The 26,910-nt window shown below is 66.5% G+C and carries 21 protein-coding genes and 2 pseudogenes; 15 read left to right on the forward strand and 8 right to left on the reverse strand.

Annotated features, from left to right (window positions below; all coding sequences use genetic code 11):
- The coding region (locus QOJ24_RS13930) for an SPFH domain-containing protein (RefSeq protein ID WP_526262092.1) at window positions 1-1,011 on the forward strand (1,011 nt) is incomplete at its 5' end.
- A gap of 22 nt (window positions 1,012-1,033) precedes the next feature.
- Here QOJ24_RS13930 and QOJ24_RS13935 read toward each other — a convergent pair.
- Window positions 1,034-1,726: pseudogene (locus QOJ24_RS13935) on the reverse strand (TVP38/TMEM64 family protein); the annotation flags it as partial.
- A gap of 99 nt (window positions 1,727-1,825) precedes the next feature.
- Here QOJ24_RS13935 and mutA point away from each other — a divergent pair.
- From mutA to lipL, 5 genes are all read left to right on the forward strand, one after another.
- Window positions 1,826-3,676 (forward strand): methylmalonyl-CoA mutase small subunit, encoded by a 1,851-nt coding sequence (gene mutA / locus QOJ24_RS13940; protein WP_526262094.1) that lies wholly within the window; start codon window positions 1,826-1,828, stop codon window positions 3,674-3,676.
- Window positions 3,677-3,680: 4 nt separating this feature from the next.
- Window positions 3,681-5,915, forward strand: a complete 2,235-nt coding sequence (gene scpA / locus QOJ24_RS13945; protein ID WP_526262096.1) for a methylmalonyl-CoA mutase — start codon at window positions 3,681-3,683, stop codon at window positions 5,913-5,915.
- A complete protein-coding gene (gene meaB, locus QOJ24_RS13950) occupies window positions 5,915-6,901 on the forward strand; it encodes a methylmalonyl Co-A mutase-associated GTPase MeaB (RefSeq protein WP_526262098.1) in 987 nt (328 codons plus the stop codon). Before scpA ends, meaB begins: the two co-directional genes overlap by 1 nt.
- A 48-nt stretch (window positions 6,902-6,949) precedes the next feature.
- Window positions 6,950-7,474, forward strand: coding sequence for a hypothetical protein (locus QOJ24_RS13955; protein ID WP_526262100.1), 525 nt, complete (start codon window positions 6,950-6,952; stop codon window positions 7,472-7,474).
- 116 nt (window positions 7,475-7,590) lie between these two features.
- The gene (gene lipL, locus QOJ24_RS13960) at window positions 7,591-8,865 is read left to right on the forward strand and encodes an esterase/beta-lactamase LipL (RefSeq protein WP_526262102.1); all 1,275 of its coding nucleotides are present in this window, start codon (window positions 7,591-7,593) and stop codon (window positions 8,863-8,865) included.
- 3 nt (window positions 8,866-8,868) lie between these two features.
- Here the strand turns inward: lipL and QOJ24_RS13965 are convergent, their stop codons facing one another.
- Genes QOJ24_RS13965 through QOJ24_RS13980 form a run of 4 tightly spaced genes read right to left on the reverse strand, consistent with a single transcriptional unit; the run spans window position 8,869 to window position 11,706 of the window.
- On the reverse strand, window positions 8,869-9,081 hold the full coding sequence (locus QOJ24_RS13965; protein WP_526262104.1) for a dodecin: 213 nt from the start codon (window positions 9,079-9,081) through the stop codon (window positions 8,869-8,871).
- Window positions 9,078-10,538: a type II NADH:quinone oxidoreductase NdhA gene (ndhA, locus tag QOJ24_RS13970; RefSeq protein WP_526262106.1), complete on the reverse strand. Its 1,461-nt coding sequence runs from the start codon at window positions 10,536-10,538 to the stop codon at window positions 9,078-9,080. Before ndhA ends, QOJ24_RS13965 begins: the two co-directional genes overlap by 4 nt.
- Before the next feature lie 51 nt (window positions 10,539-10,589).
- Window positions 10,590-11,318, reverse strand: a complete 729-nt coding sequence (locus QOJ24_RS13975; protein WP_526262107.1) for a hypothetical protein — start codon at window positions 11,316-11,318, stop codon at window positions 10,590-10,592.
- 37 nt (window positions 11,319-11,355) lie between these two features.
- Window positions 11,356-11,706, reverse strand: coding sequence for a helix-turn-helix domain-containing protein (locus QOJ24_RS13980; RefSeq protein ID WP_526262109.1), 351 nt, complete (start codon window positions 11,704-11,706; stop codon window positions 11,356-11,358).
- 137 nt (window positions 11,707-11,843) lie between these two features.
- Here QOJ24_RS13980 and QOJ24_RS13985 point away from each other — a divergent pair, with 137 nt between their 5' ends.
- Window positions 11,844-12,437, forward strand: a complete 594-nt coding sequence (locus QOJ24_RS13985) for a hypothetical protein (protein ID WP_526262111.1) — start codon at window positions 11,844-11,846, stop codon at window positions 12,435-12,437.
- Window positions 12,438-12,636: 199 nt separating this feature from the next.
- The gene (gene ileS / locus QOJ24_RS13990; RefSeq protein WP_526262113.1) at window positions 12,637-15,780 is read left to right on the forward strand and encodes an isoleucine--tRNA ligase; all 3,144 of its coding nucleotides are present in this window, start codon (window positions 12,637-12,639) and stop codon (window positions 15,778-15,780) included.
- On the opposite strand, the gene QOJ24_RS13995 is transcribed toward ileS, so the two are convergent.
- Entirely contained in the window at window positions 15,777-16,538 is a 762-nt protein-coding gene (locus QOJ24_RS13995; RefSeq protein ID WP_526262115.1) for a ferritin-like domain-containing protein, read from the reverse strand. The two genes, ileS and QOJ24_RS13995, sit on opposite strands and share 4 nt — an antisense overlap.
- A 32-nt stretch (window positions 16,539-16,570) precedes the next feature.
- Between QOJ24_RS13995 and QOJ24_RS14000 the strand changes: the two genes are divergently transcribed.
- A complete protein-coding gene (locus QOJ24_RS14000; protein WP_526262117.1) occupies window positions 16,571-17,983 on the forward strand; it encodes a DNA polymerase IV in 1,413 nt (470 codons plus the stop codon).
- Here QOJ24_RS14000 and QOJ24_RS14005 read toward each other — a convergent pair.
- On the reverse strand, window positions 17,921-18,856 hold the full coding sequence (locus QOJ24_RS14005) for an asparaginase (RefSeq protein ID WP_526262119.1): 936 nt from the start codon (window positions 18,854-18,856) through the stop codon (window positions 17,921-17,923). The two genes, QOJ24_RS14000 and QOJ24_RS14005, sit on opposite strands and share 63 nt — an antisense overlap.
- 24 nt (window positions 18,857-18,880) lie before the next feature.
- Between QOJ24_RS14005 and lspA the strand changes: the two genes are divergently transcribed.
- From lspA to dnaE, 6 genes are read left to right on the forward strand one after another with little or no spacing between them, the layout of a single operon-like run.
- Entirely contained in the window at window positions 18,881-19,489 is a 609-nt protein-coding gene (gene lspA / locus QOJ24_RS14010; RefSeq protein ID WP_526262121.1) for a signal peptidase II, read from the forward strand.
- On the forward strand, window positions 19,489-20,418 hold the full coding sequence (locus QOJ24_RS14015) for an RluA family pseudouridine synthase (protein WP_526262123.1): 930 nt from the start codon (window positions 19,489-19,491) through the stop codon (window positions 20,416-20,418). Before lspA ends, QOJ24_RS14015 begins: the two co-directional genes overlap by 1 nt.
- A gap of 23 nt (window positions 20,419-20,441) precedes the next feature.
- Window positions 20,442-21,353 (forward strand): EamA family transporter RarD, encoded by a 912-nt coding sequence (gene rarD / locus QOJ24_RS14020; RefSeq protein ID WP_526262130.1) that lies wholly within the window; start codon window positions 20,442-20,444, stop codon window positions 21,351-21,353.
- A gap of 50 nt (window positions 21,354-21,403) precedes the next feature.
- A complete protein-coding gene (locus QOJ24_RS14025) occupies window positions 21,404-21,892 on the forward strand; it encodes a YciI family protein (RefSeq protein ID WP_526262125.1) in 489 nt (162 codons plus the stop codon).
- A complete protein-coding gene (locus QOJ24_RS14030) occupies window positions 21,877-23,094 on the forward strand; it encodes an RNA polymerase sigma factor (RefSeq protein ID WP_526262127.1) in 1,218 nt (405 codons plus the stop codon). Before QOJ24_RS14025 ends, QOJ24_RS14030 begins: the two co-directional genes overlap by 16 nt.
- Before the next feature lie 57 nt (window positions 23,095-23,151).
- A complete protein-coding gene (dnaE, locus tag QOJ24_RS14035; RefSeq protein WP_526262128.1) occupies window positions 23,152-26,715 on the forward strand; it encodes a DNA polymerase III subunit alpha in 3,564 nt (1,187 codons plus the stop codon).
- Here the strand turns inward: dnaE and QOJ24_RS14040 are convergent.
- A pseudogene (locus tag QOJ24_RS14040) lies at window positions 26,712-26,910 on the reverse strand (class I SAM-dependent methyltransferase); the annotation flags it as partial. The gene dnaE and the pseudogene QOJ24_RS14040 sit on opposite strands and share 4 nt — an antisense overlap.

Raw genomic sequence — 26,910 nt, forward strand, 5'->3', positions numbered from 1 at the left:
TTCCCGCCACAGCCGGTGATCACCGAGGACAACCTGACGGTCAACATCGACACCGTCGTCTACTTCCAGGTCACCAACCCGCAGGCCGCGGTGTACCAGATCAGCAACTACATCGTCGGCGTCGAGCAGCTGACCACCACCACGCTGCGAAACGTCGTCGGCGGCATGACCCTCGAGCAGACGCTTACGTCCCGCGACAAGATAAACGGGCAGCTGCGCGGCGTGCTCGACGAGGCCACCGGTCGATGGGGGCTGCGGGTCGCGCGAGTCGAGCTGCGCAGCATCGACCCACCGCCGTCGATCCAGGACTCCATGGAGAAGCAGATGCGGGCCGACCGCGAGAAGCGGGCCATGATCCTGACCGCCGAGGGCAGCCGGGAGGCGGCGATCAAGCAGGCCGAGGGCCAGAAGCAGGCCCAGATTCTATCCGCCGAGGGCGCCAAGCAGGCCGCGATCCTGGCCGCCGAGGCCGACCGGCAATCGCGGATGCTGCGGGCCCAGGGTGAGCGTGCGGCTTCCTACCTGCAGGCCCAGGGCCAGGCCAAGGCGATCGAGAAGACGTTCGCCGCGATCAAGGCAGGCCGCCCGACACCGGAGATGCTGGCCTACCAGTATTTGCAGACCCTGCCGCTGATGGCCAAGGGCGAGGCGAACAAGGTCTGGCTGGTGCCGAGCGACTTCGGGTCCGCGCTGGAGGGGTTCACCAGGATGCTGGGTGCGCCGGGCGAGGACGGTGTCTTCCGGTACACACCGTCGCCGGTGGAGGAGAACCTGCCCAAGCCCGAGGACGACTCAGCCGAGGTCGCCGAATGGTTCAACACCCAGACAGATCCCGCGCTCGCTCAGGCTGTCGCTAAGGCCGAGGCGGACGCACGCAAGCCGGTTCCGGGTCTGCTTGCAGCCCCGGAGACTGCCGCGTCGGAGGATCCACTGCCGCCGATGCAGTACCCGCCGCTGTCACAACAGCGGCAGGATGGTCCGCCGCAGATGCCTGGTCGCCACAGCGGGTAGTCGGCCCGCCGGCGTCCGCCGGGTGGTGCTGGGGATAGGTCTGGATCTCGTAGACCAGGCCCGCGACACCGAGGCTCGCGGTGAACAGCGACACCAGGATCAGCAGCGGGCTGATGTGGTTGGTGAGCGCATCGCCGAGGATCACGACCGCGGCGGTGCCGGGCAGCAGGCCCGCCAGTGTCGCCCATGTGTACGGCAGCACCCGCACGGCGGAGGCGCCCGCGGCGTAGTTGAGCACCGAGAACGGGACGGCTGGGATGAGCCGCATCGACATCACCGTCGGCCAGCCGCGCTGGCGCAGCCGGGTGTCGAGGGCCTTGACCCGCGGATGGGGAACCAGCCGGTCGAGTCGCCAGCCGGCGGCGCGGACCAGCAGTAGCGCGGCAATAGCGCTGATCGTGCTGGCGATGACCGCGATCCCGATGCCGACCCAAGGGCCGAAAAGAAGGCCCGAGGCCAGCGTGAACGCGGTCCGGGGAAACGGGAACACCGTGACGACGATGTGGGCGGCCAAAAAGGCCAGTGGGAACCACGGGCCCACCGACGTCGCCCAGTCGCGTAGCGCCGTAGCGCCCGGCCGCGGCACCAGCAACAAGATTGCGACGAGAATCACAATCGTCGCGGCGATGGCGGCCAACTGCCGCGGGGGAACCTGTTTGACCGTCCAGATCACCGCACCGCGCAGCGCTGCGAGGGTGTTGACGACGGACTTCACGTCTACCAAGACTACGGGCCGGCCGGCGATAACTCGCCCCGCGCGGGTCGCGCGTCGGCTGCCCGGCGCACGCTGCGCCGATAGTGATGATTTAGCCTGATGGACGTGCAGGAATCCGGCTTGCGGGAATCGAAACAGCGCTGGCGCTCTGCCGTTGCGGCCGTGTTGGCGAAGTCGACCCGGCGCGATCCGGCCGACCTGCCGCCGGAGCCCGAGACTCTGCTGGATTCGCCGACCTATGAAGGCTTCCCGATCCGGGCTCTGTACACCAGCCTGGACGCCTCGGCGCAGCAGCCGCTTCCCGGCGCCTGGCCGTTCGTCCGCGGCGGCGATGCGAGTCGCGACGTGAAGTCGGGATGGAAGGTCGCCGAAGCGTTTCCCGCGCCTGGCCAGAAAGCCGTCACCGACGGTAACGGCGCGGTGCTGGTGGCGTTGACCGAAGGTGTCAGCGCGCTGGTACTACGGGTGGGCGCACCCGATGGCGTCGAGGCCGCCGACCTGGACCGTCTGCTCGAGGGCGTGTTTCTCGACCTGGTCCCGCTGATACTCGACGTTCGCTCTGATTTCGTCGCGGCGGCGGAGTCCCTGCTGCCGCAACTGACGGACATGGACGACGAGCAACGTGCCCGGCTGTCGATCGACCTTGGCGCCGATCCGCTCAGCGCGCCGTTGAGCAAGCGATCCGGTGCCGACGTCGCCGATGTGGTCACGATCGCCGCGAAGATCGTCGGGTACGCCGGTGGCGTGCGGGCGATCACGGTCGACGGGCCCGCGCTGCACAACCTCGGTGCAAGCGCCGCGTGGGAGCTGGCCGGGTCCGTCGCCGCAGGCGTCGCGTATCTGCGGCTTCTCGGCGAGGCTGGGCTCAGCGTGTCGGATTCGTTGCGGCAGATCAGTTTCCGGCTGGCCGCAGACGACGACCAGTTCATGACCGTCGCCAAACTGCGCGTGCTGCGCCGACTGTGGGCCAGGGTGGCCGAAGTCGTCGGGGAGCCGGACGACGGCGCCGCCCGCGTGCATGCGGTCACGTCGATGCCGATGATGACCCAGCGTGACCCGTGGGTGAACATGCTTCGAACCACCGTCGCCGCGTTCGGCGCGGGCGTGGGCGGTGCGGACACCGTGCTCGTAGAGCCGTTCGATGCGGCGATCCCCGGCGGATTGCCCGGTACTGCAGCCAGTTTCGCGCGCCGCATCGCCCGCAACACGCAACTGCTGCTCTTGGAGGAGTCGCATCTCGGTCGGGTGCTCGACCCGGCAGGCGGTTCATGGTTCGTCGAGGACCTCACCGAGCAACTCGCCGACAAGGCCTGGGAGCACTTCCAGGAGATCGAGGCGCAGGGTGGCTTCGCCGCGGCCCTCGAATTCGTCGCCGCGCAGATCGCGGAGGTTCGTGAGGGGCGCACCGACGACATCAATCACCGCCGCAAGGCGCTCACCGGTGTCAACGAATATCCGGCCCTCGGCGAACCGCCTCTACCGCAACATGATTCGCCGGACGCCGTGGCGCGGTACGCGGCGGGCTTTGAGGCCCTGCGCGACCGCTCCGACGCCTATCTGGAGGCGACCGGGGCTCGGCCCACGGTGCTGTTGCTGCCACTGGGTCCGCTCGCGGAGCACAATATTCGTGCGACGTTCGCCACCAACCTGCTCGCGTCGGGTGGCATCGAGGCGGTCAACCCGGGCACCGTCGACTCCGCAGGAACAGCCGACGCGGTTTCGGGGGCCAACGGCCTTGCGATTGCGGTGATCTGCGGAACGGATGCCCGTTATGGGACCGAGGCGGCAGGTGTCGTCGAGGCCGCACGCAAGGCGGGGGTGTCATGCGTGCTACTGGCCGGGCCGGAGAAGGCCGTCGCCGACGCCGACCCAAAACCCGACGACTATCTGACCGCCAAGATCGACGCGGTGGAGACACTCTCGGGGCTGCTCACCCGATTGGGGGCATGAGGATATGACCGCAACCACCGGAATCGGTAGCTTCGCCGAGGTTCCGCTGCGTAGCGAGCGGACGACCGAACCAGCCACCGACGCCGCGGTCACCGCGCACGTCGCAGCGGCCGCAAAGGCGCACGGCTATACGCCGGAACAACTGGTCTGGCCGACACCGGAGGCCATCGACGTCAAACCGGTCTACATCGCCGCCGACCTGGATGCTGCGGTCTCGGCGGGCTACCCGCTCGACACCTTCCCCGGCGCGCCGCCGTACCTGCGCGGCCCGTATCCGACGATGTACGTCAATCAGCCGTGGACCATCCGGCAGTACGCCGGCTTCTCGACCGCCGCGGAGTCCAACGCGTTCTACCGGCGCAACCTGGCGGCAGGCCAGAAGGGTCTGTCGGTGGCCTTCGACCTCGCCACTCACCGCGGCTACGACTCCGACCACCCCCGCGTCGCGGGAGACGTCGGAATGGCAGGTGTGGCAATCGATTCCATTCTTGATATGCGCCAGCTGTTCGACGGTATCGACCTGTCCACCGTCTCGGTCTCGATGACGATGAACGGTGCGGTGCTTCCGATCCTCGCCCTCTACGTGGTCGCCGCGGAGGAGCAGGGCGTACCGCCGGAGAAGCTGGCCGGAACCATCCAGAACGACATCCTCAAAGAGTTCATGGTCCGCAACACCTACATCTACCCGCCGAAGCCGTCGATGCGCATCATCTCCGACATATTCGGATACACCAGCACGCGGATGCCGAAGTTCAACTCGATCTCCATCTCCGGCTATCACATCCAAGAGGCCGGAGCGACAGCGGATTTGGAGTTGGCCTACACGCTCGCCGACGGCGTCGAGTACATCAAGGCCGGCATGGCCGCGAACCTGTCCATCGATACGTTCGCGCCGCGACTGTCCTTCTTCTGGGGCATCGGGATGAACTTCTTCATGGAGGTGGCCAAGCTTCGCGCCGGGCGTCTGCTGTGGAGTGAACTGGTCGCCCAGTTCGATCCCAAGGACGCCAAATCGCTTTCCCTGCGCACACATTCGCAGACCTCCGGCTGGTCACTGACCGCGCAGGACCCGTTCAACAACGTCGCGCGTACGTGCATCGAGGCGATGGCGGCCACCCAGGGCCATACCCAGTCGCTGCACACCAACGCGCTGGACGAGGCGCTGGCGCTGCCCACCGACTTCTCCGCCCGGATCGCGCGGAATACCCAGCTGCTGCTGCAGCAGGAGTCCGGCACCACCCGGCCGATCGACCCGTGGGGCGGCTCCTACTACGTGGAGTGGCTCACCCACCAGCTTGCCGAGCGGGTCCGCGCGCACATCGAAGAGGTGAACGAGCACGGCGGAATGGCGCAGGCCATCGACGACGGCATTCCGAAGTTGCGCATCGAAGAGGCGGCGGCTCGCACCCAGGCCCGCATCGACTCCGGCCAGCAGCCGGTCATCGGCGTCAACAAGTACCAGGTCGACGAGGACCACGAGATCGAGGTGCTCAAGGTCGAGAACAGCCGGGTGCGCGCCGAGCAGCTCGCCAAGCTGGAGAAGCTGCGCGCGGAGCGTGACCAGGCCGCCGTCGCCGCCGCGCTGGCCGACCTGACAAAAGCGGCCAACGGAGACGCAAACCTGTTGGAGCTCGCCATCAACGCCGCGCGGGCCAACGCCACCGTCGGTGAAATCTCCGACGCGCTGGAGCGGGTCTGGGGACGACACAAGGCCGAGATCCGTACCATCGCCGGGGTCTACCGCGACGAAGTCTCGGGAGGAGGCGGAAACATCGGCGTCTATTCCAGAGCCACCGAGCTGGTCGAGAAGTTCGCCGAGGCCGATGGCCGCCGGCCCCGCATCCTGGTCGCCAAGATGGGTCAGGACGGCCACGACCGCGGGCAGAAGGTCATCGCGACCGCGTTCGCCGACATCGGTTTCGACGTCGACGTCGGCTCGCTGTTCTCCACCCCCGACGAGGTGGCGCGCCAAGCCGCGGACAATGACGTGCACGTGGTGGGGGTGTCCTCCCTGGCCGCCGGTCACCTGACGCTCGTGCCCGCGCTGCGCGACGCGCTGGCCGAAGTCGGCAGGCCCGACATCATGGTCGTGGTGGGCGGTGTGATTCCGCCCGGCGACTTCGACGCGCTGTACGCGGCGGGTGCGACCGCGATCTTCCCGCCGGGAACGGTGATCGCCGACGCCGCGGCCGGCTTGTTGCACAAGCTGGCCGAGCGCTCGGGTTATGACCTCGGCTAGTGGCCGACCGGATCGACGACCTCGCCGCCGCGATCAGAAACCGTGATCGCGCGGCCCTTCCGCGGGCGATCACGCTCGTCGAGTCGACCAGGGCCGATCACCGCGAGCAGGCGCAGCGGCTGCTGATGGAGCTGATGCCACAGGCAGGCAGCGCGATGCATGTCGGCATCACCGGTGTTCCCGGTGTCGGTAAGTCGACGACCATCGAATCGCTCGGCATGCACCTCATCGAGCAGGGGCACCGGGTGGCTGTGCTGGCCGTCGACCCGTCGTCCACCCGCACCGGCGGATCGATCCTGGGGGACAAGACCCGGATGGCGAATCTGGCCGTGCATCCCGGCGCCTACATCAGGCCCTCGCCCACGTCGGGCACCCTGGGCGGCGTCGCACGGGCCACCCGGGAAACCATCGTGCTGCTCGAGGCGGCCGGCTTCGACGTGATCCTGGTGGAGACCGTGGGCGTAGGGCAATCCGAGGTAGCCGTCGCCAACATGGTGGACACGTTCGTCTTCCTCACCCTCGCGCGCACCGGCGACCAGCTGCAAGGAATCAAGAAGGGCGTCCTCGAGCTCGCCGACGTCGTCGTGGTGAACAAGGCCGACGGTGAACACGCCACCGAGGCCAAGTCCGCGGCCCGCGAACTCTCGGGCGCGATTCGGTTGATCTATCCGCGCGAAACACTCTGGCGTCCACCGGTTCTGACAATGAGCGCGCTAGAGGGCACGGGGTTGACCGAGCTGTGGGACACCGTGCTCAAGCACCGCGACGTGCTGACCGAAGCGGGGGAGTTCGAGGCCCGCCGCAATGCCCAGCAGGTGGATTGGACCTGGTCGATGGTCCGCGACACGGTGTTGGACAGGGTGCTCAACAATCGCGGGGTGCGCGGCGTTCGTGCCGAGGTGGAGCGTCAGGTCCGAAACGGCGAACTGACCCCGACACTTGCCGCCCAAACGATCCTCGAGGCGGCCGAAAACTCAGAAGAATAGGGAAACACCGGATATTTAATCGGCCGTCGCCCAATCTAGCTTTGACGCATGACTCAACGTCCTGTGAAATCCCTGTTTGCCGCGTTGGCGGTCGCGGGCGTGCTGCTGGCACCGGCGACCGCGAACGCTCTGCCGCCGCTGCCGGGAGACCTCGACGCGGACGACCTGTCGGACCAGTACGAGAGGGACGTCTCGCACACGAAGCCCGACGACCGCGACACTGATAAGGACGGCCTGAACGACGGCAATGAGGTGCAAAACGTTCATTCGAACCCGCTGAGCAAGGACACGGACGGCGACGGGTTCAGCGACTACGCGGAGTACGTCGACGCCAACGATCGCCTCGACCCGCTTCGGTTCGACCCGAAGGACGCGCCGGCCGTGGATCCCGGTCCCAAGAAGGAGCCCAACCCGGACCGGGGACGTCCCGACACGGACCAGGACGGGCTGTTCAACGACGATGAGACGAACGTTTACGGCACCAACCCGAACAAGGCGGACTCCGACGGCGACGGCCGCGACGACGGCCAAGAGGTGTTCGACAAGACCGATCCGAACAACCCGGGCGACTGATGCCGGACGCGTTTGGTTGCTGTCTGATGGAGGCTTGACAGCGCTGACATGCGATGTAACAACGGATCGGTAACGGCCGGTTTATTAGCCGGGGTTGCAGGTAAATTAGATACATTGTGAAGCACTCTGACAGCGGGGAGCGCAGCGCGGCGCTCCCTCACGGTGTTCAAGGCGCGGCCGACCCGCACTTCGCCTGTGCGGTACGGGCCTTCAGCAAAATGTTTCCCGGCCCCCGCTACGGCGGAGGCGCACTTTCAGTCTTCCTGGACGGCGAGCCTGTCGTGGACGTGTGGACGGGGTGGTCCGACCGCCGGGGCACCACGCATTGGTCCGCCGATACCGGTGCGATGGTTTTCTCGGCGACGAAGGGGATGTCCTCATCCGTCATCCACCGGCTGGCCGACCGCGGCCTGATCGACTACGAAGCCCCGGTTGCCGAGTACTGGCCCGAGTTCGGTGCCAACGGCAAGGCGACCATCACCGTCCGCGAGGTGATGCGCCACCGGGCGGGGCTGTCCCAGCTCAACGGTGCCAGTCGGGCCGACCTGATGGACCACGTCAAGATGGAGGAGCGGCTCGCGGCGGCCCCGGTGAACCGGGTCCTCTACGGCAAGGGCGCCTACCACGCGTTGACGTACGGCTGGCTGATGTCGGGTCTGGCCAGAGCCGTCACCGGTAAGGGCATGCGTCGGTTGATCCGCGAGGAACTGGCCGAGCCGCTCAACACCGACGGTTTGCATTTGGGTCGGCCGCCCGTCGACGCACCGACGAAAGCCGCGCAGATCATCATCCCGCAGGGCGCCGTGAAGAACGCGGTGCTCGGCAGCGTCGTACCCAAGCTTGCCGCGCTGCAATGGTCCGGCGGCCTTGGTGCGCTCTACTTTCCGGAGATGTTCTCGGTGGTGCAGGGCGACATCCCGTTTCTCGATGGTGAAATCCCCGCCGCCAACGGCACCGCGACTGCGCGGGGCCTCGCGAAGATGTACGCCCCGCTGGCATGTGGCGGCAGGGTCGACGGCAGGCAATTCCTTTCGCCGGAACTCACAGCAGGTCTGATCGGTAGGCCCAACCGACGGCCTGACCGAAACATCGTGTTCCCCATGGCATTTCATCTCGGCTACCACTCGATTCCCCTAGGGGGCCTGATGCCGGGCTTCGGCCACGCGGGCCTGGGCGGCTCGCTGGGGTGGGCCGATCCGAGCACCGGAATGTCGTTCGGCTACGTGCACAACCGGCTGCTGACCCCGTTCGTGGTGGCCGATCAGGCGGGCTTCGTCGCAACGGCGGCGTTGATTCGTCGGGGCGCGGCGGCGTCGCGCAAGCGCGGATACCGCCCAGTGCCGGACTTCGGTGCGCCGTTCGTCCCCGAGACCCAGCCCGTCGCCCTGTAGGGACTACGCGCCTTCCATCCGGAATCCGACTTTCAGCGTCACCTGGAAGTGCCCGACGGCGCCGTCGGCGAGATGACCGCGCACCGATGTCACCTCGAACCAGTCCAGGCCCCGAATCGTCTCCGACGCGCGGGAGATCCCGTTTCGAATCGCCGCGTCAATGCTGTCGGGTGAGCTTCCGACGATCTCGATGACGCGGTAGGTGTGATCGCTCATGACGCCCCTCTTTCGAGTTCCTCCGCCTCCTCGACCGCGGCGAGCGGAGATTGCCGAAACGCTAGCTTCTGTTGGTTCTGCAGCATGTCCATCGCCAACCTGGCATAGATCATCTGGCTGGTGATCGCCATCTGACCACGGCTGTGGCCCAGGAAGGTGATGAACCAGGTGATGAGTGTGGTGAAGCGGTTCTTGAAGCCGACCAGATACACCAGGTGCAGTACCAACCACGCCAGCCACGCAATGAAGCCGCCGAATTCCAGCTTGCCGACCTGGGCGACGGCACTGAACCGCGAGATCGTCGCCATGCTGCCCTTGTCGAAGTATCTGAACGGTGCGCGATTCGCCGGGTCGTCACGCCCCGCCAACTCGCGCTTGATCAGCTTGGTGACGTACTTGGCGCCCTGAATCGCGCCCTGCGCCATGCCCGGTACGCCCTGGACCGACATCAGGTCGCCGACGACGAAGACATTCGGATGGCCCTTAACGGACAGATCCGGCTCCATGATCACCCGGCCCGCGCGATCGGTCTCGGTCCCGTCGGACTGCTCGGCGATCACCTTGCCCAGCGGGCTGGCCTGCACACCGGCCGACCACACCTTGCAGGCACATTCGATGCGACGTTCGGCTCCGTCCTTGCCCTTCACCGTGACGCCCTGATAGTCCACGTTGGTCACCAGCGCGTTGAGTTGAACCTCGACGCCCATCTTCTCGAGCCGCCGCTGCGCCTTGAGTCCCAGTTTCTCGCCCATGGGCGGCAGCACCGCGCCGGCGCCCTCGAGGAGTATCACCCGGCACTCGTTGGGCTCGATGGTGCGAAACGCACCGGCCAACGTGCGGTCGGCGAGCTCGGCGATCTGGCCTGCCAGCTCGACGCCGGTGGGTCCCGCGCCGACCACCACGAAGGTCAGCCTGCGCTCGCGCTCAGCGGGATCGGTGGTGACTTCCGCGGCCTCGAACGCCCCGAGTATCCGGCCGCGAAGTTCCAGTGCGTCGTCGATGGTCTTCATGCCGGGGGCGAAGGTCGCGAACTGGTCGTTGCCGAAATAGGACTGCTGTGCGCCGGCGGCGACGATGAGGCTGTCGAACGGCGACACGGTCGTCATCGTCATCAACTTGCTGGTGACGGTCTTGGCCTTCAGGTCGATCGCTTCGACCTCGCCGAGGAGCACCTGGACGTTCTTCTGCCTGCGCAGCACCAGCCGTGTGGTCGGTGCGATCTCACCTTCGGACAGAATGCCGGTCGCCACCTGATAAAGCAGCGGCTGGAACAGGTGAGTGGTGGTCCTCGAGATCAAAGTGACGTCGACGTCGGCTCGTTTCAAAGCCTTTGCCGCAGTCAAGCCTCCGAACCCGGACCCGATGACGACGACGCGGTGACGTCCGGTTCTGTTGGATGGCTCTGTCAGTTCCGCTCCTTGCGTGCGCGCTGGCGGTTCCGCTCCCTGCGTTGTCATCGCGGTTCCTCCCAATTCGACGGCGAGGCAACGATAACCTGAGCGGCCAGGTCAGACCTTGGTGAACCACTTCGTCTTGATGCGCCACGAGTGGGCGGACGCAAGTGCGAACCCGGCGCCGCACAGGCACGCGAACACCCACACCAGGGTGCTGCCTGTCGCCGTCTGCAGGGCTGGGAAGTAGGCGGTGGTGATACGAACGACGCAGGCCAGAATCCCGAAGACAGAAGAAGCCAGATAGAAGTTGGCGATGCGTCGAGACCGCGGGTCCTTGCGCAGCACCAGGGTTGCCCTGATGCCGTAAGCCAGCAGATAGATGAGCGTGCCGCAGAGGAGCAGCCAGTACAGGTTCAGCCAGAAGTCGGTCGGGACGGTGAAGAAGTCGGGTGCATAGATCCGCGCGCCGTTTCCGACGGAGAACGTCACGAGCAGCAGCGGGATGCAGACCGTGGCGGGCCGTTCGACGTACTGCTTGAACGACTTCTGCATGGCGTCGTCGTCGGCCAGCCTGCCGAGCGTGTTGTAGACGATGGCAGAGGCGGCGACGATGTAGCAGTCATGGCCGAGGTAGTCCTCGAGATTCCATTTGCCGGTGAGGGCGTGCAGCCAGTGCCCGACGGTCTCGGACGCAAGCGGCGACATCAAGAGCACGGCCAGACCCTGCAGCGCGATATTGAGGGTGGCTGCGACCTCCCACCGGCACGTCCACGTGACGCGTCGGATCCACAGGCTCCATCCGATGCACGTGATCGTGATCGCTAGGAGTGTTGCGAGGGCCATCCTGGTTGCCTTTGCGCTGAGTTTGTTTCAGCAAATTCTATAGCGGCGGGGCGTCCTGGCGAGGCGTCATTTCAGACAGCTTCAGCGGGCGGACTCGTCGCGTCTGGACGGTTGCCAATGCCACGTTGGCAGACTCGAAGTAGCTCGCCACCTCCTGGTGGCTCATCAACCCGAACCGCACCTGAAGGTCGGGGTAGCTGAGCCCGAACCGATCGGCCACCCGACGTAGTTCCTCGGCGTCCGGGTAGCCCTCTTCCTTGATTCGGCGGTAGTACGTGCTGCTAGACACCCCGAGCGCGTCGTAGATGTTCTTCGCGTCGACTTCCCCGTCAAGAAGGTAATCGAGCAGGGCCTTTAGTTGTCGGCCGTTCTCATCTGTACGTGGCACGGCTTTACTTTAACCTGTTTCTCCCGCAAATGGGCAGTGCTAATCGAATGCTGCAAAGGGTTGCTGTTATTGACGTGGGTGTCACAGTTTTGGGAGAGGTCTCCCAATTTTGGGACAACGCAAGTACTGTTAGCTCCATGTTGATTGCAGAATTTGCCAGCAGCCCGCTTCGGATCGCCGACCACGAAACCATGGATGCTCCCCGAGCCGCCGATCTCACCAAGATCTCGGCGCCGCTGAACAGCACGCTGACCGGCGAACTCGACGGCGCACAGTGGTACCTGGGCCTGACAGGCGAGGAAATCCTTCTTGCGGCCCTCGGCCTAGCGATCGCCCGAACGATCGGTGAGGGTGTGGTGCCTGTTGACGTTGCGGGACACAGCGGATCTGTCCCGCTGTCCTGCACGTCTGCGGGTCTGGCCACGGCCACAGAGGCGCTCGGCGCCGTGCACCGCCACCTTTCGGCGGCTTCGACAGCGCCAAAGCTCGCCGCACAGCCGCCCTCGGAGATCTTCTACTCCTACCTCGGCACCGAGCCCGGGCTGCGCCATCCGCTGGAACTTCGGGCGTATCGGGCCGACGGCCTCGTCCAGCTGGACTGGTGGTACGACACCCGCAGCTTCGACTCCTACACCGTCGAGGAGCTCACCGAGCAGCTCCCACTCGCGCTGATCGAGCTGACGTCGGAGGCCATGCCGCAGCCGCACACCCCGATGGCCGTCGGTCACTGAGCCGCTAGAATCAGCTAGCGGCGCTGATCCGGCCATCACCGGGGAGCCTTCGGAAGAACAGCTCAGGCTCAAAAAAAGTCTGGCCAAGTAGAGCCGAACGGGTTGGCCCGTCACAGCCACAAGTCGAGCGGCGCACGCACGTGCGCAAGCGGGGTGGTACCGCGGCGTTCGCGCACCGGCGCGTCGTCGTCCCCGTGCCATGAACGACCTTTTGGCATGGAGACGACGTAGCACCGTGACCACCTATCCGAAGCCGGCAGGCGGCGCGCCGAACTTTCCGGCGCTCGAATCCGACGTCCTGGACTACTGGGATACCGACGACACCTTTCGGGCCAGCGTTTCGCGCCGCGACGGTGCGCCGGAGTACGTGTTCTACGACGGGCCACCTTTCGCCAACGGGTTGCCGCACTACGGTCATCTGCTGACCGGCTACGTCAAGGACATCGTGCCGCGGTACCGCACCATGCGCGGCTACAAGGTCGACCGCCGCTTCGGTTGGGACACCCACGGGCTGCCCGCGGAGCTGGAGGTGCAGCGCCAGCTCGGCATCACCGACAAATCGCAGATCGACGAGATGGGCATCGGCAAGTTCAACGACGCGTGTCGCGCGTCGGTGCTCAAGTACACGCAGGAATGGCGCGCCTATGTGACGCGCCAGGCGCGCTGGGTGGACTTCGACAACGACTACAAGACTCTGGATCTGACCTTCATGGAGTCGGTGATCTGGGCCTTCAAACAGTTGTGGGACAAGGGCCTTGCCTACGAAGGCTATCGGGTGCTGCCATACTGCTGGAACGACGAGACGCCATTGTCCAGCCACGAACTGCGGATGGATGATGACGTCTATCAGAGCCGTCAGGACCCGGCGATCACGGTCGGATTCCGAATCACCGAAGGCGCCCTGCAGGACGCGTACCTTCTGGTGTGGACGACGACGCCGTGGACGCTGCCCTCCAATCAGGCCGTGGCCGTCAATCGCGACGTCGAGTACGTGCTCGTGGGTGCCGGGGAGCGCCGGTACGTGTTGGCGAAGGCGCGACTTGCCGCATACGCCAGGGAACTCGGCGAGACACCCGAGATCCTGGGCAGCTACCGGGGCGACGAGCTTCTCGGCATGCACTATCTGCCGCCGTTCACGTATTTCATGGACGCGCCCAACAGTTTTCAGGTGTTGTCCGGTGAACACGTCACCACCGAGGACGGCACCGGCATCGTGCACATGTCCCCGGCCTACGGCGAAGCAGACATGGCGACGGTAGCGCCTGCCGGCATCGTCGCCGTCACGCCGGTAAACGCCAAGGGCCGATTCGATTCGACCGTGCCCGACTACGCCGGTCAGCACGTATTCGACGCCAATCCTCAGATCATCCGCGATCTGAAGAATCAGAGCGGCCCAACCGCGGACAACGCCCCGGTGCTGCTGCGACACGAGACCTACGAACACTCCTACCCGCACTGCTGGCGATGCCGGAATCCGTTGATCTACCGGGCGGTTTCGTCCTGGTTCGTCAAGGTCACCGAATTCCGCGACCGCATGGTCGAACTCAACCAGCAGATCACCTGGTACCCCGAGCACGTGAAGGACGGACAGTTCGGCAAGTGGCTGTCCAATGCCCGCGATTGGTCGATCTCTCGGAACCGCTACTGGGGCAGCCCGATCCCGGTGTGGACCTCCGACGATCCGGCTTATCCGCGAATCGATGTGTACGGCAGCCTCGATGAGCTCGAGCGTGACTTCGGCATCCGGCCGGACAACCTGCACAGGCCTTACATCGACGAGCTGACGCGACCCAATCCCGACGACCCCACCGGCAAGTCCACCATGCGGCGCATCCCTGACGTGTTCGACGTCTGGTTCGACTCCGGATCGATGCCCTACGCGCAGGTGCATTACCCGTTCGAGAACGCCGACTGGTTCGAGTCGCATTTCCCTGCGGACTTCATCGTGGAGTACATCGGCCAGACTCGCGGCTGGTTCTACATGATGCACGTGCTGGCCACTGCGCTGTTCGATCGCCCGGCGTTCAAAACATGCGTGTCGCACGGCATCGTGCTCGGCAATGACGGCCAGAAGATGAGCAAGTCGCTGCGCAATTATCCCGACGTGACAGAGGTTTTCGACCGCGACGGCTCGGATGCGATGCGGTGGTTCCTGATGGCGTCACCCATCCTTCGCGGCGGAAACCTGATCGTCACCGAACAGGGCATCCGCGAGGGTGTCCGGCAGGTGCAGCTGCCGATCTGGAACGCCTACACCTTCCTGGCGCTGTATGCGCCGAAGAAGGGCACCTGGCGGACGAACTCCACCCACGTCCTGGATCGCTACATTGTGGCAAAGCTCGCGAAGCTGCGCGACGATCTGACCGCGTCGATGGACGCCTGTGACATCTCGGGAGCGTGCGACGAGCTGAGGCAATTCACCGAGGCGTTGACGAATTGGTATGTACGTCGGTCTCGTTCGCGGTTCTGGGAAGAGGATCCCGACGCCATCGACACGCTGCACACCGTGCTGGAGGTGGCAGGAAGGCTGGCCGCGCCACTGCTCCCGCTGACGACCGAGGTCATCTGGCGCGGGATCACCGGCGAGCGTTCGGTGCACCTCACCGATTGGCCGGAGTCGGGCGACCTGCCGCACGACGCTGACCTGGTCGCTGCGATGGACCAGGTCCGCGAGGTGGCGTCGGCGGCCTCCTCGCTACGCAAGGCAAAGAAGCTGCGGGTGCGGCTGCCGCTGCTGAAACTCACTGTCGCAGTGGAGAACCCGCAGCGCCTTGAGCCGTTTCGGGACCTGCTCGCCGACGAACTCAACGTGAAGGAAGTGGAGCTCACCGACGACATCGCGAGCTACGGGCGATTCGAGCTCACTGTCAACGCCCGCGCGGCGGGCCCGCGCATCGGCAAGGACGTGCAGGCCGCGATCAAGGCGGTCAAGGCCGGCGAGGGTGTGGTCAACGCCGACGGCACGCTGACCGCGGGTACGGCGGTGCTGCTGCCCGAGGAGTTCAGCTCCAGGCTGGTAGCCGCCGACCCCGAGTTCACCGCGGCTCTGCCAGAGGGGTCGGGGCTGGTGGTGCTCGACGGCACCGTCACCCCGGAGCTGGAGGCCGAGGGCTGGGCCAAGGACCGCATCCGAGAGCTTCAGGAACTGCGCAGAACGACGGGCCTCGACGTGTCGGACCGAATCTCGGTGGTGATGTCCGTGCCGGAGCAACGGGCGGCATGGGCGCGCACGCACGCCGAGATGATCGCGCGGGAAATTCTGGCCACCACATTCGAGTTCGGCGAACCCACCGATGCCAGCGACATCGGTGACGGGGTGCGGGTGACGATCGCGAAGGCCTAGCGGCGCAGCACAGCGGTAACGACCTTGGCAAAGTCGGTGAGGACGTCGCGGATGAAGCGGGTCCGGCGGTATCCGATCGCGTCCAGCAGGGGGCCGTGGTCGAGGGCCACGACGACGGTGGCGCCTATCGCCGTCAACCACCAGAACGCGAATGCCAGCGCGCGGGCCACGACCCGCGACCCTGCGAAGCCGGCCCGCAAGCGGTCCTGCTGGAACCGCACGTGCGGGTGCTCGTCGGCCACGATGCGGGCGGCCACCGCACGGACGACACCATCTGGACCCGCCTCGGCCAGCCCGCCGTAGTACGACAGCGCGACCACTTCGGCGACGGTCAACACCATCAATTCCGTCCGCAGTCCCATCAGCCTGCGCAACCGCACGAAGACCGCGTCCGACCAGTGGGTGCGCATCGGCTGACCGTCGAGATACCCGAGCAGGCGCAGCAGCAGCGCGGCGTGCTGTTGTTCTTCGGCCACGAACATTTCGGCGGCGCGCAGATATTCGGTATCACCGGCACGTGCGGCTTTGTGCAGGAGCTGTGCACCGTCGCCGCTCTCGCCCAGCTGGAACCGGCGTACCGATTCGATCAGCGGGTGGCGCACGGAGTCGGGGATATCGCAGCGGTCCTCGAAGGCGATGGCCGCGTCCGCCTTGGCGTGCACGTGCTCGTTTTGCAGAAAATGCGCCACCCATGGACCGAAGATGCCGACGTCGCCGCGCATGCGAGGAGCAGATAAATCGTCGGCCTGTTGCGCCATGTCGCCAGGCTAGCGCCCTAGCATCGGCAGATGTGGCCGCTCGCTGGGTGCTTCACCTCGACATGGACGCGTTCTTCGCGTCGGTCGAGCAGCTCACACGCCCTACGCTGCGTGGCCGTCCGGTGCTCGTCGGAGGGCTGGGCGGACGCGGCGTTGTCGCGGGCGCCAGCTACGAGTCCAGGGTGTACGGCGCACGGTCGGCCATGCCGATGCACCAGGCCCGCCGCCTCGTCGGCGCCACCGCCGTGGTGTTGCCGCCGCGCGGCATTGTCTACGGCGTGGCCAGCCGCCGCGTACTGGACACCGTTAGAGCCGCGGTGCCGGTTCTCGAGCAATTGTCGTTCGACGAGGCGTTCGGCGAGCCCGCCGAACTCGCGGGGGCGTCCGCGGCGGACGTTGAGTCGTTCTGCGAGGCACTGCGGGCCAGGATTCTCGAGGTGACCGGGCTCGTCGCGTCCGTCGGCGCCGGTTCGGGCAAGCAGATCGCGAAAATCGCGTCGGGGCTGGCCAAACCCGACGGCATCCGGGTGGTTCGCCGCGACGAGGAGCGGGTGCTGCTGGACGGTCTGTCCGTTCGACGGCTCTGGGGAATAGGGCCGGTCGCAGAGGAGAAGTTGCACCGTCTCGGCATCGACACCATCGGTTCACTGGCCGCGCTGTCGGACGCCGAAGCCGCCAACATCCTCGGCGGCACCATAGGGCCCGCGCTGCACCAGCTCGCCAGGGGAATCGACGACCGCCCCGTCGCCGAGAACGGGCCCGCCAAACAGATCAGCGCCGAATCCACCTTCCCCGAAGATCTGACGACCCTCGACCAACTGCGTGAGGCGGTGGCTTCCATCGGGGACCATGCCCACACCCGCCTGGTGAAAGACGGTCGCGGAGCGCGCACCGTGACAGTGAAGCTGAAGAAATCCGACATGAGCATCCTGACCCGCTCCGCGACGCTGCCGTACGCGACCACCGACGCCGCGACGCTGATCGCGATCGCGCGTCGGCTCTTGCTCGATCCGATTGAGGTTGGCCCCATTCGCCTTGTCGGCGTGGGGTTTTCGGGCCTATCTGACGTGCGGCAGGAGTCGTTGTTTCCCGACCTCGAGTTGATGGCCGAGGAAGTGTCCGACACCGGATTGCCGCAGACGCTCAGCCAGGCCGCCGAGCGGGCGCCGGCATGGCGGATCGGCGACGACGTCACCCACACCCGTTACGGGCACGGCTGGCTGCAGGGCGCCGGGCACGGGGTGATGACCGTGCGTTTCGAAACCCGCGCCACCGGTCCCGGGCTCGTCCGCACCTTCAGCGACGACACCGCGGACATCCAGCGGGCCAACCCGGTCGACAGCCTCGACTGGCCCGACTACGTCAACGCCCTTGCCGCGGACTCAGCCCCATCGGGCGACGACGTCGTCGACGGGCGAGCCGCTCGCCAGGGCGGCGATCAGTAGCACCCGGGCCTGTGAGGGCCGCAGCCGCGGCACCATCACCGCCCCCGCGTCCGCCAGCTCACGCCCCGGCCCGTAGCCGGCGCCGACCGTTCCGCCGGGCACCCTCGTCGACACCGCAACCGCCACCCCGCCGCTGCAGTGCCGACGCACCGCGTCGATCACCTCGGCGCCCGCATTGCCCGAACCGACTGCCTCGAGCACAAGTCCCGCGGCGCCCGCGGCGACGCACGCGTCCATCGCCGCCCCGTCGGCGCCCGGGTAGACCGCGACGATGTCCACCCTCGGCGCGTCAGCGCTCGACAACTCGCCGAGGAACGGCCGCTCCTTGGCAGCAGCCCCCGGTTCGAAGCGGCCGCCCGTAACAGCGCCGACCGCAACCCCGGCGAAACCGGACAGATCAGATGTCGCGACCTTGTGCAGGCCGAGCGGCTGCCAGACCGTCCCCGCGAGACTCACCAGCACGCCGAGGCCGTCGGCCAGCGGGCTGGCGGCCACGGTCAGCGCGTCACGCAGATTCTGCGGTCCGTCCGCTTTGGGCGCATCGGCGCTGCGCAGTGCGCCGGTGATGACCACAGGCGTGGCGCCGTCGTAGGTCAATTCGAGCCATAACGCCGACTCCTCCATGGTGTCGGTGCCATGCGTGATGACCACGCCCTCGACATCGGCCCGCTTGGCGATCGCAGCGACCGCCGTGCGCATCGAGTCCCAGTGCGCGGGAGTCAACTGCGAGCTGTCCACCGACATCAGGTCCACGACCTCGGCGTCGAGCCCGTCGACCAGGTCTGCGCCGCTGGTCGATGGCCGCTTGACGCCGTCATCACCTGCACGGCTGGCGATCGTCCCGCCGGTGGTGATCACGACCAGACGGCTCACACCCCCATCATTGCAAAATCGCGGTTGGGGAATGATGGGGGAGTGACTGATGAATCGGCCCGTGAGGCCGAGCCGAAGCCGCGACGCCGGATCCGCCTGCTGGTGAGCGTGGCGGCCGTCGTCCTGCTGCTCGACGTCGTCACCAAAGTGCTCGCGGTCAAACTGCTCACGCCGGGTCAGCCGGTCTCGATCATCGGCGACACCGTGACGTGGACGCTGGTGCGCAACTCCGGCGCCGCGTTCTCGATGGCCACCGGCTACACCTGGGTGCTGACCCTGGTCGCCAGCGGTGTGGTGGTCGGCATCATCTGGATGGGCAGGCGGCTCGTTTCGCCATGGTGGGCGATCGGCCTCGGCATGATCCTCGGCGGCGCGATGGGCAACCTGGTCGACAGGTTTTTCCGATCCCCGGGACCCTTGCGGGGCCACGTCGTCGACTTCCTTTCCATCGGTTGGTGGCCGGTGTTCAACGTGGCCGATCCGTCGGTAGTGGGCGGGGCGATCCTGCTGGTTGTGTTGTCGCTGTTCGGATTCGACTTCAACACCGTGGGTCGGCACAAGGCCGGCGAGGAAGCACAGGAGCCATCGGGGGAAGCGGAGTCCGTCGTCCGGCGTGAGGCCGAACCCTCCTGATGGACACCCGCTCGATGCCCGTGCCGGAAGGCCTGGCGGGCATGCGCGTGGATGCCGGCCTGGCCAGGCTGCTCGGCTTGTCCCGCACCGCCGCTGCGGCCCTGGCCGAGGAGGGCGGTGTTGACCTCGACGGTTCCCCGGTCGGCAAGTCCGACCGGCTGATGCCCGGCGCCTGGCTGGAGGTGCGGCTGCCCGAAGCGTCCGCGGCGCCGGAGAACACGCCGGTCGACATCGAGGGCATGACGATTCTGTACTCCGACGACGACATCGTCGCCGTCGACAAACCGGCCGGGGTGGCCGCCCATGCCACCGTCGGCTGGCACGGGCCGACTGTGCTCGGCGGGCTTGCGGCCGCCGGCTTCCGGATCACCACCTCGGGCATCCACGAGCGGCAGGGCATCGTGCACAGGCTCGACGTCGGCACCTCGGGCGTGATGGTCGTGGCGCTGTCCGAGCACGCCTACACCCTGCTCAAGCGAGCCTTCAAACAGCGCTCCGTCGAGAAGCGCTATCACGCGCTTGTGCAGGGACACCCGGATCCGTCCAGCGGCACCATCGACGCGCCCATCGGAAGACACCGCGGACACGACTGGAAATTCGCCGTCACCCAAGGTGGCAGGAACAGCGTCACCCACTACGACACGCTGGAAGCCCACCAAGCGGCCAGCCTGCTCGACATCGAGCTGGAAACCGGTCGCACACACCAGATTCGGGTGCACTTCGCCGCGCTGCACCATCCCTGCGCAGGTGACATCACCTACGGCGCGGACCCGGTGCTCGCGAAAAAGCTTGGCCTGGAACGGCAATGGCTCCATGCCCGAACGCTGGCCTTCGCGCATCCCGGCGACGGCCGCCGTATCGAGATCAGCAGCCCGTACCCCTCCGACCTGCAGCACGCCCTCGACGTCCTGCGCAATCACGAACTGTGAGCGACGAGCGGCGGCGTTCCGGGCTGCTGTTCGGTGCGGGCGCCTACATCTGGTGGGGGCTGTGCCCGGGGTTCTTCCTTCTGCTGCTGCCCGCCACCGCCCCCGAGATACTCGCTCACCGGTTCGTGTGGAGCGCGGTCTTCCTGCTGGGACTGCTCGCCATCGTGCGGCGGCTCGGTGACCTGCGCAGGCTCAGCGCACGCACCTGGTTCCAGCTGCTGGCGGCGTCGGCGCTCATCGCCATCAACTGGGGCACCTACATCTGGGCCGTCACACACGGCCACGTCGTCGACGCCGCACTCGGCTACTTCATTAATCCGCTCGTCACGGTGGCCCTCGGCGTCGTCATCTTTCGCGAGCGACTCAACCGATGGCAGCTGATCGCCCTTCTCCTCGCGGTCGCGGCCGTTGCGATCCTGACCGCCGAAGTGGGCGAGGTGCCCTACGTCGCGTTGATCCTTGCCTTCTCGTTCGGCCTGTACGGGCTGATCAAGAAGGTGGTCGACGCCGATCCTCGCGTCGGCGTGGCGGTCGAGACGCTGTGGGCGCTTCCTGTAGCGATGGGCTACATGATCTGGCTTCAACTCTCCGGCCAGGCGCACTTCGTCAACCAGGGGGTGGGCCACACGGCGCTGCTCCTGTTGGCGGGCCCGGTCACCGCGATTCCACTTCTGCTCTTCGCCGCAGCGGCCCAACGGCTTCCGATGGTGACTCTGGGCCTGCTCTTCTACCTCAACCCCGGCCTGCAGATGGCCTGGGGGGTGCTGGTCGGACACGAGCCGATGCCCGTCGGTCGGTGGCTCGGCTTCGCGCTGATCTGGGTTGGGCTGGCGGTGTTCACCGGCGATGCGCTGCTTCGCGCTCGGCGCAACGCACAACAGTCACCGCCAACAGTCGAAGAAAGTGTGCGATTGCCGGGCCCTCACTCCTCCTAGCAGGTGAACACCCCCCACAACGGGCGGGTGGCCACCGAAAGGAGCACAAGATGGGGGCTCGCGATGTTTTGCGCGGACCGGTCGGTCGAATGTCGATTCGGCAGGGCTCGAGTCGTCATAGCCGTGTCAAGGTCACAATCGAGGACGAGGAGGACGACAACATGCGCTACTGCCTGTTGATGCACTACCAGGAGGGCCCCGATGTCGGGCTCAGCGAGGAAGACATGGCGCCCGCGATGGCCGCGTTCGGTGCGTACGCCGACGATCTGACGGAAGCAGGCGTGCTGATCACCACCGAAGTGCTCGACTCCGTGGACACCACGACGACGGTGACCGCACGCAACGGCGCACCGGAGATTCAGGACGGGCCGTTCGCCGACACCAAGGAGAAACTCGGCGGCATCTTCGTGATCGAGGTCGACAACCTCGACGAGGCAATCAAATGGGCCCAGCGCAATCCGGCCAACGGCTGGGGATCGGTCGAGATCCGTCCGGTGGCGCGGACATACGCCGCCGACCGCGGGTGGTACAACCCGTAGTGGTCCAGCAGCGGGTAGCCGACCTGTTTCGTGATTCCTATGGTCGGCTGCTCGCACTGCTGGCGGCACCCACCCGCGACATCGCCGCAGCCGAGGATGCGTTGGCCGATGCCCTCGAACGTGCGGTTGACCGGTGGCCGAACGACGGCATTCCCGCCAATCCGGAGGCGTGGCTGCTCACCGTCGCTCGCAACCGAATGCGCGACATGTGGAAGTCGCACGCCTACCGGATGACCGAAGCGCTCGCCGAAAACCGTGCCGAGTCAACCGAAGTCGACCAGACATCCGCGATACCCGACCGGCGGCTCGAGCTCATGCTCGTCTGCGCACATCCCGCGATCGCGACGAGCATCCGCACGCCACTGATGCTGCAGACAGTGCTCGGCGTCGACGCGGGCGCCGTCGCCGGGGCCTTCGCGGTCGAACCCGCCGCCATGGCCCAACGCCTGGTGCGAGCCAAGAAGCGCATCCGCGATGCGGGCATTCCGTTCGTGCTGCCCGACCGCGACGACCTGGCCGCACGACTGCCTGCGGTGCTCGAGGCGGTCTACGGCGCATATGCGATCGACTGGCAGCTGACACCGCAGGCCGCGCCGATAGAAACGCTGTCGGCGGAGGCACTGCACCTGGCGCTGGTGCTGACCGACCTGCTGCCCGACCAACCGGAAGTGTTGGGGTTAGCCGCGCTGGTCTGCCTGTCGGAGGCCCGCAAGCCCGCCCGCCGCGACGCTGGCGGCCGATTCGTCCCCCTCGACCAGCAGGACGCGATGCGCTGGGACAGAGCACTGATCGCCCGCGGTGAAGGGTTGCTGCTACGCGCGCACGGGTTGGGTCGGCCAGGCCGGTTCCAGTACGAGGCGGCGATCCAGTCGGCGCACTGCTGCAGGCCGACGAACCCGGAGTCGCTGCGCAAGCTGTACCGCGCGCTGGTGCGGGTGGCGCCGTCGCTGGGCGCCGCGGTCGCGCTCGCGGCGGTCGAGGGACAGATCGACGGCCCGGATGCGGGCTTGCGCGCGTTGGACGCGGTCGCCGATCCGGCGGTCGACCGGTTCCAGCCTGCCTGGTCGACACGAGCGCACCTGCTCGCCGAGGCGGGCCGACCCGAGGCTGCAGCGCACGCGTACCGGGTCGCGATCGAGCTGACAACGGACCAGGGTGTCGCCGACCACCTGCATGAACAGCTAACGTCGCTATCGCGTTGAGACACGCACCGCGACACGCCCGTGCTCGTCGGTGCGCAGCCATACACTGGCGTCCCTATGAACTCAGATCCGTCGACTCCTCGCGCGAGCGCTCGTCGGTCGTCCTTCGTGCACCTGCATAACCACACCGAGTACTCGATGCTGGACGGCGCCGCGAAGATCGCTCCCATGCTGGCCGAGGCCCAGCGGCTGGAGATGCCGGCGATTGGCATGACCGACCACGGAAACATGTTCGGCGCCAGCGAGTTCTACAACTTGGCCACCGAGGCCGGGATCAAGCCGATCATCGGCGTTGAGGCCTACATCGCGCCCGGATCCCGCTTCGACACCCGCCGTGTTCTCTGGGGCGACCCCGGTCAGAAGGGCGACGACGTATCGGGCAGCGGCTCCTACACCCACCTGACGATGGTCGCGGAGAACGCGACAGGTGTGCGCAACCTGTTCAAGCTGTCGTCACTCGCGTCGTTCGAGGGCCAGCTCGGCAAGTGGTCGAGGATGGACGCCGAGATCATCGCGGAGAACGCCGAGGGCATCATCGCCACCACCGGTTGCCCGTCGGGCGAGGTGCAGACCCGGCTCCGGCTCGGCCACGACCGCGAGGCGCTGGAATCCGCGGCGAAATGGCGGGAGATCTTCGGGCCGGACAACTACTTCCTCGAGCTGATGGACCACGGCCTGTCGATCGAGCGACGGGTCCGCGAGGGGCTGCTGGAGGTCGGTCGCAAGCTCGACATCCCGGCCCTGGCCACCAACGACTGCCACTACGTCACCCGCGACGCCGCGCACAATCACGAGGCGCTGTTGTGCGTGCAGACCGGAAAGACGCTGTCGGACCCCAACCGGTTCAAGTTCGACGGCGACGGCTACTACCTGAAATCGGCCGCCGAGATGCGGTCGCTGTGGGACGACGACATTCCCGGCGCCTGCGACTCGACGCTGCTCATCGCCGAACGCGTCCAGTCCTACGCGGACGTGTGGGCGGCGCGCGACCGTATGCCGATCTTCCCGGTGCCCGATGGGCACGATCAGGCGTCATGGCTGCGGCACGAGGTGGACGCGGGCCTGAGGCGGCGGTTCCCGGCCGGTGTGCCGCCCGAGTACGTCGACCGCGCCGCGTTCGAGATCGAGGTCATCTGCGGCAAGGGGTTTCCGTCGTACTTCCTGATCGTCGCCGACCTCGTCGGCTACGCGCGGTCGGTGGACATCCGGGTGGGTCCGGGCCGCGGGTCGGCCGCAGGCTCGTTGGTCGCCTACGCGCTGCGGATCACCGACATCGACCCGATCGAGCACGGCCTGCTGTTCGAGCGCTTCCTCAACCCCGAACGCGCATCGATGCCCGATATCGACATCGACTTCGACGACCGCAGGCGCGGTGAGATGGTGCGCTACGCCGCCGACAAGTGGGGTCACGACCGGGTTGCCCAGGTCATCACCTTCGGCACCATCAAGACGAAGGCCGCACTGAAGGATTCAGCCCGAATCCATTACGGGCAACCGGGATTTGCGATCGCGGACCGCATCACCAAGGCGCTGCCGCCGCCCATCATGGCCAAGGACATCCCGCTGTCGGGCATCACCGATCCGGCCCACGCCCGCTACAAGGAAGCCGCCGAGATCCGCGGCCTGATCGACACCGATCCCGACGTCCGCACCATCTACGAAACCGCCCGCGGTCTCGAGGGCCTGATCCGCAACGCAGGCGTGCACGCCTGCGCGGTGATCATGAGTTCCGAGCCGCTGACCGAGGCGATCCCGCTGTGGAAGCGGGCTCAGGACGGCGCCATCATCACCGGCTGGGACTACCCGTCGTGCGAGGCCATCGGCCTGCTGAAGATGGACTTCCTCGGGCTGCGGAACCTGACGATCATCGGTGACGCGCTAGAGAACATCAACGCCAACCGGGGAATAGAGCTCGACCTGGAGTCGCTGCCGCTCGACGACGGTGCGACCTACGAATTGCTCGGCCGCGGAGACACTCTCGGCGTATTCCAGCTCGACGGTGGTCCGATGCGTGACCTGCTACGCCGCATGCAGCCCACCGGCTTCCAGGATGTCGTCGCCGTGATCGCGCTGTACCGACCCGGGCCGATGGGCATGAACGCCCACAACGACTACGCCGACCGCAAGAACGGCCGCCAGGCCATTCGGCCCATCCACCCCGAGCTCGCCGAGCCGCTCCAGGAGATTCTGTCCGAGACCTACGGCCTGATCGTCTACCAAGAGCAGATCATGCGCATCGCGCAGAAGGTGGCGGGCTACTCGCTCGCCCGAGCAGACATTCTCCGCAAGGCAATGGGGAAGAAGAAGCGCGAGGTACTCGACAAGGAGTACGAGGGCTTCTCGGAAGGCATGAAGGCCAACGGGTTCTCGGCCGCCGCCATCAAGGCGCTGTGGGACACCGTGCTTCCGTTCGCCGACTACGCGTTCAACAAATCGCACGCGGCCGGCTACGGACTGGTGTCGTACTGGACGGCGTACCTGAAGGCCAACTATCCCGCCGAATACATGGCCGGCCTGCTGACGTCGGTGGGCGACGATAAGGACAAGGCAGCGGTGTACCTGGCCGACTGCCGCAAGCTGGGCATCACGGTGCTGCCCCCCGATGTCAACGAGTCCGGTCTGAACTTCGCCTCCGTTGGTGAAGACATCCGCTACGGCCTCGGTGCCGTGCGCAACGTCGGCGCCAACGTCGTAGCCTCGCTGATCAATTCGCGTACCGAGAAGGGGAAGTTCATCGACTTCTCCGACTATCTCAACAAGATCGACATCGGTCCGTGCAACAAGAAGGTCACCGAGTCCCTGATCAAGGCGGGCGGGTTCGATTCGCTCGGCCATCCGCGCAAGGGGCTTTTCCTGGTGCACACCGACGCCGTCGACTCGGTGCTCGGCACCAAGAAGGCCGAGGCGATGGGTCAGTTCGACCTGTTCGGCGGGGCCGACACCGCCACCGACGCGGTGTTCACCATCAAGGTTCCCGACGAGGAGTGGGACGACAAGCACAAGCTGGCGCTGGAACGGGAGATGCTCGGCCTGTATGTGTCCGGCCACCCGCTCAACGGCGTCGCCCATCTGTTGACGGCCCAGGTGGACACCCAGATCCCGGCGATTCTGAACGGCGAAGTCCCCAACGACGCCCAGGTGCGGGTCGGCGGGATCCTGACCGGGGTGAATCGTCGGGTGAACAAGAACGGAATGCCCTGGGCCTCAGCTCAATTGGAAGACCTTACCGGCGGGGTCGAGGTGATGTTCTTCCCGCACACGTACTCGAGCTACGGCGCTGAGGTGGTCGACGACGCCGTGGTCGTGGTCAGCGCGAAGGTCAGAATCCAGGACGACCGGATCTGCCTGATCGCCAACGATCTTGTGGTGCCGGACTTCTCGAACGCCGCGGTCGACCGGCCTGTCGCGGTGAGCCTGCCGACCCGGCAGTGCACCATCGACAAGGTCAATTCCCTCAAGCAGGTGCTTGCCCGTCACCCGGGAACCTCGCAGGTGCATCTGCGGCTGATCAGCGGAGACCGTATCACCACGCTGGAATTGGACCAGGCGCTGCGGGTCACGCCGTCGTCGGCTCTGATGGGCGATCTGAAAGCGCTGCTCGGGCCCGGCTGCTTGGGCTAGAACGCATAGCGCAGGATTCGCGCCTTGCGGCGCGCGGTCTTGCTCATGCCGGATAGTTTGGTCGCCGCCCGGATCCAGCCGGGAATGAGGTCGACTTCTGGAGCGTCGGTCAAGCTGGCCTCTTCGACCAGACGCATCTGCGGATTCCGGCGCTGCGGGTGGTGCGCGTCCTTGAAGCCGGGATAGCCGAATTGG

This window comes from Mycobacterium sp. (assembly GCF_032159775.1).
In the GTDB taxonomy this organism is placed as follows: Bacteria; Actinomycetota; Actinomycetes; order Mycobacteriales; family Mycobacteriaceae; genus Mycobacterium.

Excerpts from the sequence above, each read along its gene's own strand:
- mutA (WP_526262094.1), top strand. The coding sequence starts at position 1,826 with ATGGACGTGCAGGAATCCGGCTTGCGGGAATCGAAACAGCGCTGGCGC.
- scpA (WP_526262096.1), top strand. The coding sequence starts at position 3,681 with ATGACCGCAACCACCGGAATCGGTAGCTTCGCCGAGGTTCCGCTGCGT.
- QOJ24_RS13955 (WP_526262100.1), top strand. The coding sequence starts at position 6,950 with ATGACTCAACGTCCTGTGAAATCCCTGTTTGCCGCGTTGGCGGTCGCG.
- QOJ24_RS13965 (WP_526262104.1), bottom strand. The coding sequence starts at position 9,081 with ATGAGCGATCACACCTACCGCGTCATCGAGATCGTCGGAAGCTCACCC.
- ndhA (WP_526262106.1), bottom strand. The coding sequence starts at position 10,538 with ATGACAACGCAGGGAGCGGAACCGCCAGCGCGCACGCAAGGAGCGGAA.
- QOJ24_RS13975 (WP_526262107.1), bottom strand. The coding sequence starts at position 11,318 with ATGGCCCTCGCAACACTCCTAGCGATCACGATCACGTGCATCGGATGG.
- QOJ24_RS13985 (WP_526262111.1), top strand. The coding sequence starts at position 11,844 with ATGTTGATTGCAGAATTTGCCAGCAGCCCGCTTCGGATCGCCGACCAC.
- ileS (WP_526262113.1), top strand. The coding sequence starts at position 12,637 with ATGAACGACCTTTTGGCATGGAGACGACGTAGCACCGTGACCACCTAT.
- QOJ24_RS13995 (WP_526262115.1), bottom strand. The coding sequence starts at position 16,538 with ATGGCGCAACAGGCCGACGATTTATCTGCTCCTCGCATGCGCGGCGAC.
- QOJ24_RS14015 (WP_526262123.1), top strand. The coding sequence starts at position 19,489 with ATGGACACCCGCTCGATGCCCGTGCCGGAAGGCCTGGCGGGCATGCGC.
- QOJ24_RS14025 (WP_526262125.1), top strand. The coding sequence starts at position 21,404 with ATGGGGGCTCGCGATGTTTTGCGCGGACCGGTCGGTCGAATGTCGATT.
- dnaE (WP_526262128.1), top strand. The coding sequence starts at position 23,152 with ATGAACTCAGATCCGTCGACTCCTCGCGCGAGCGCTCGTCGGTCGTCC.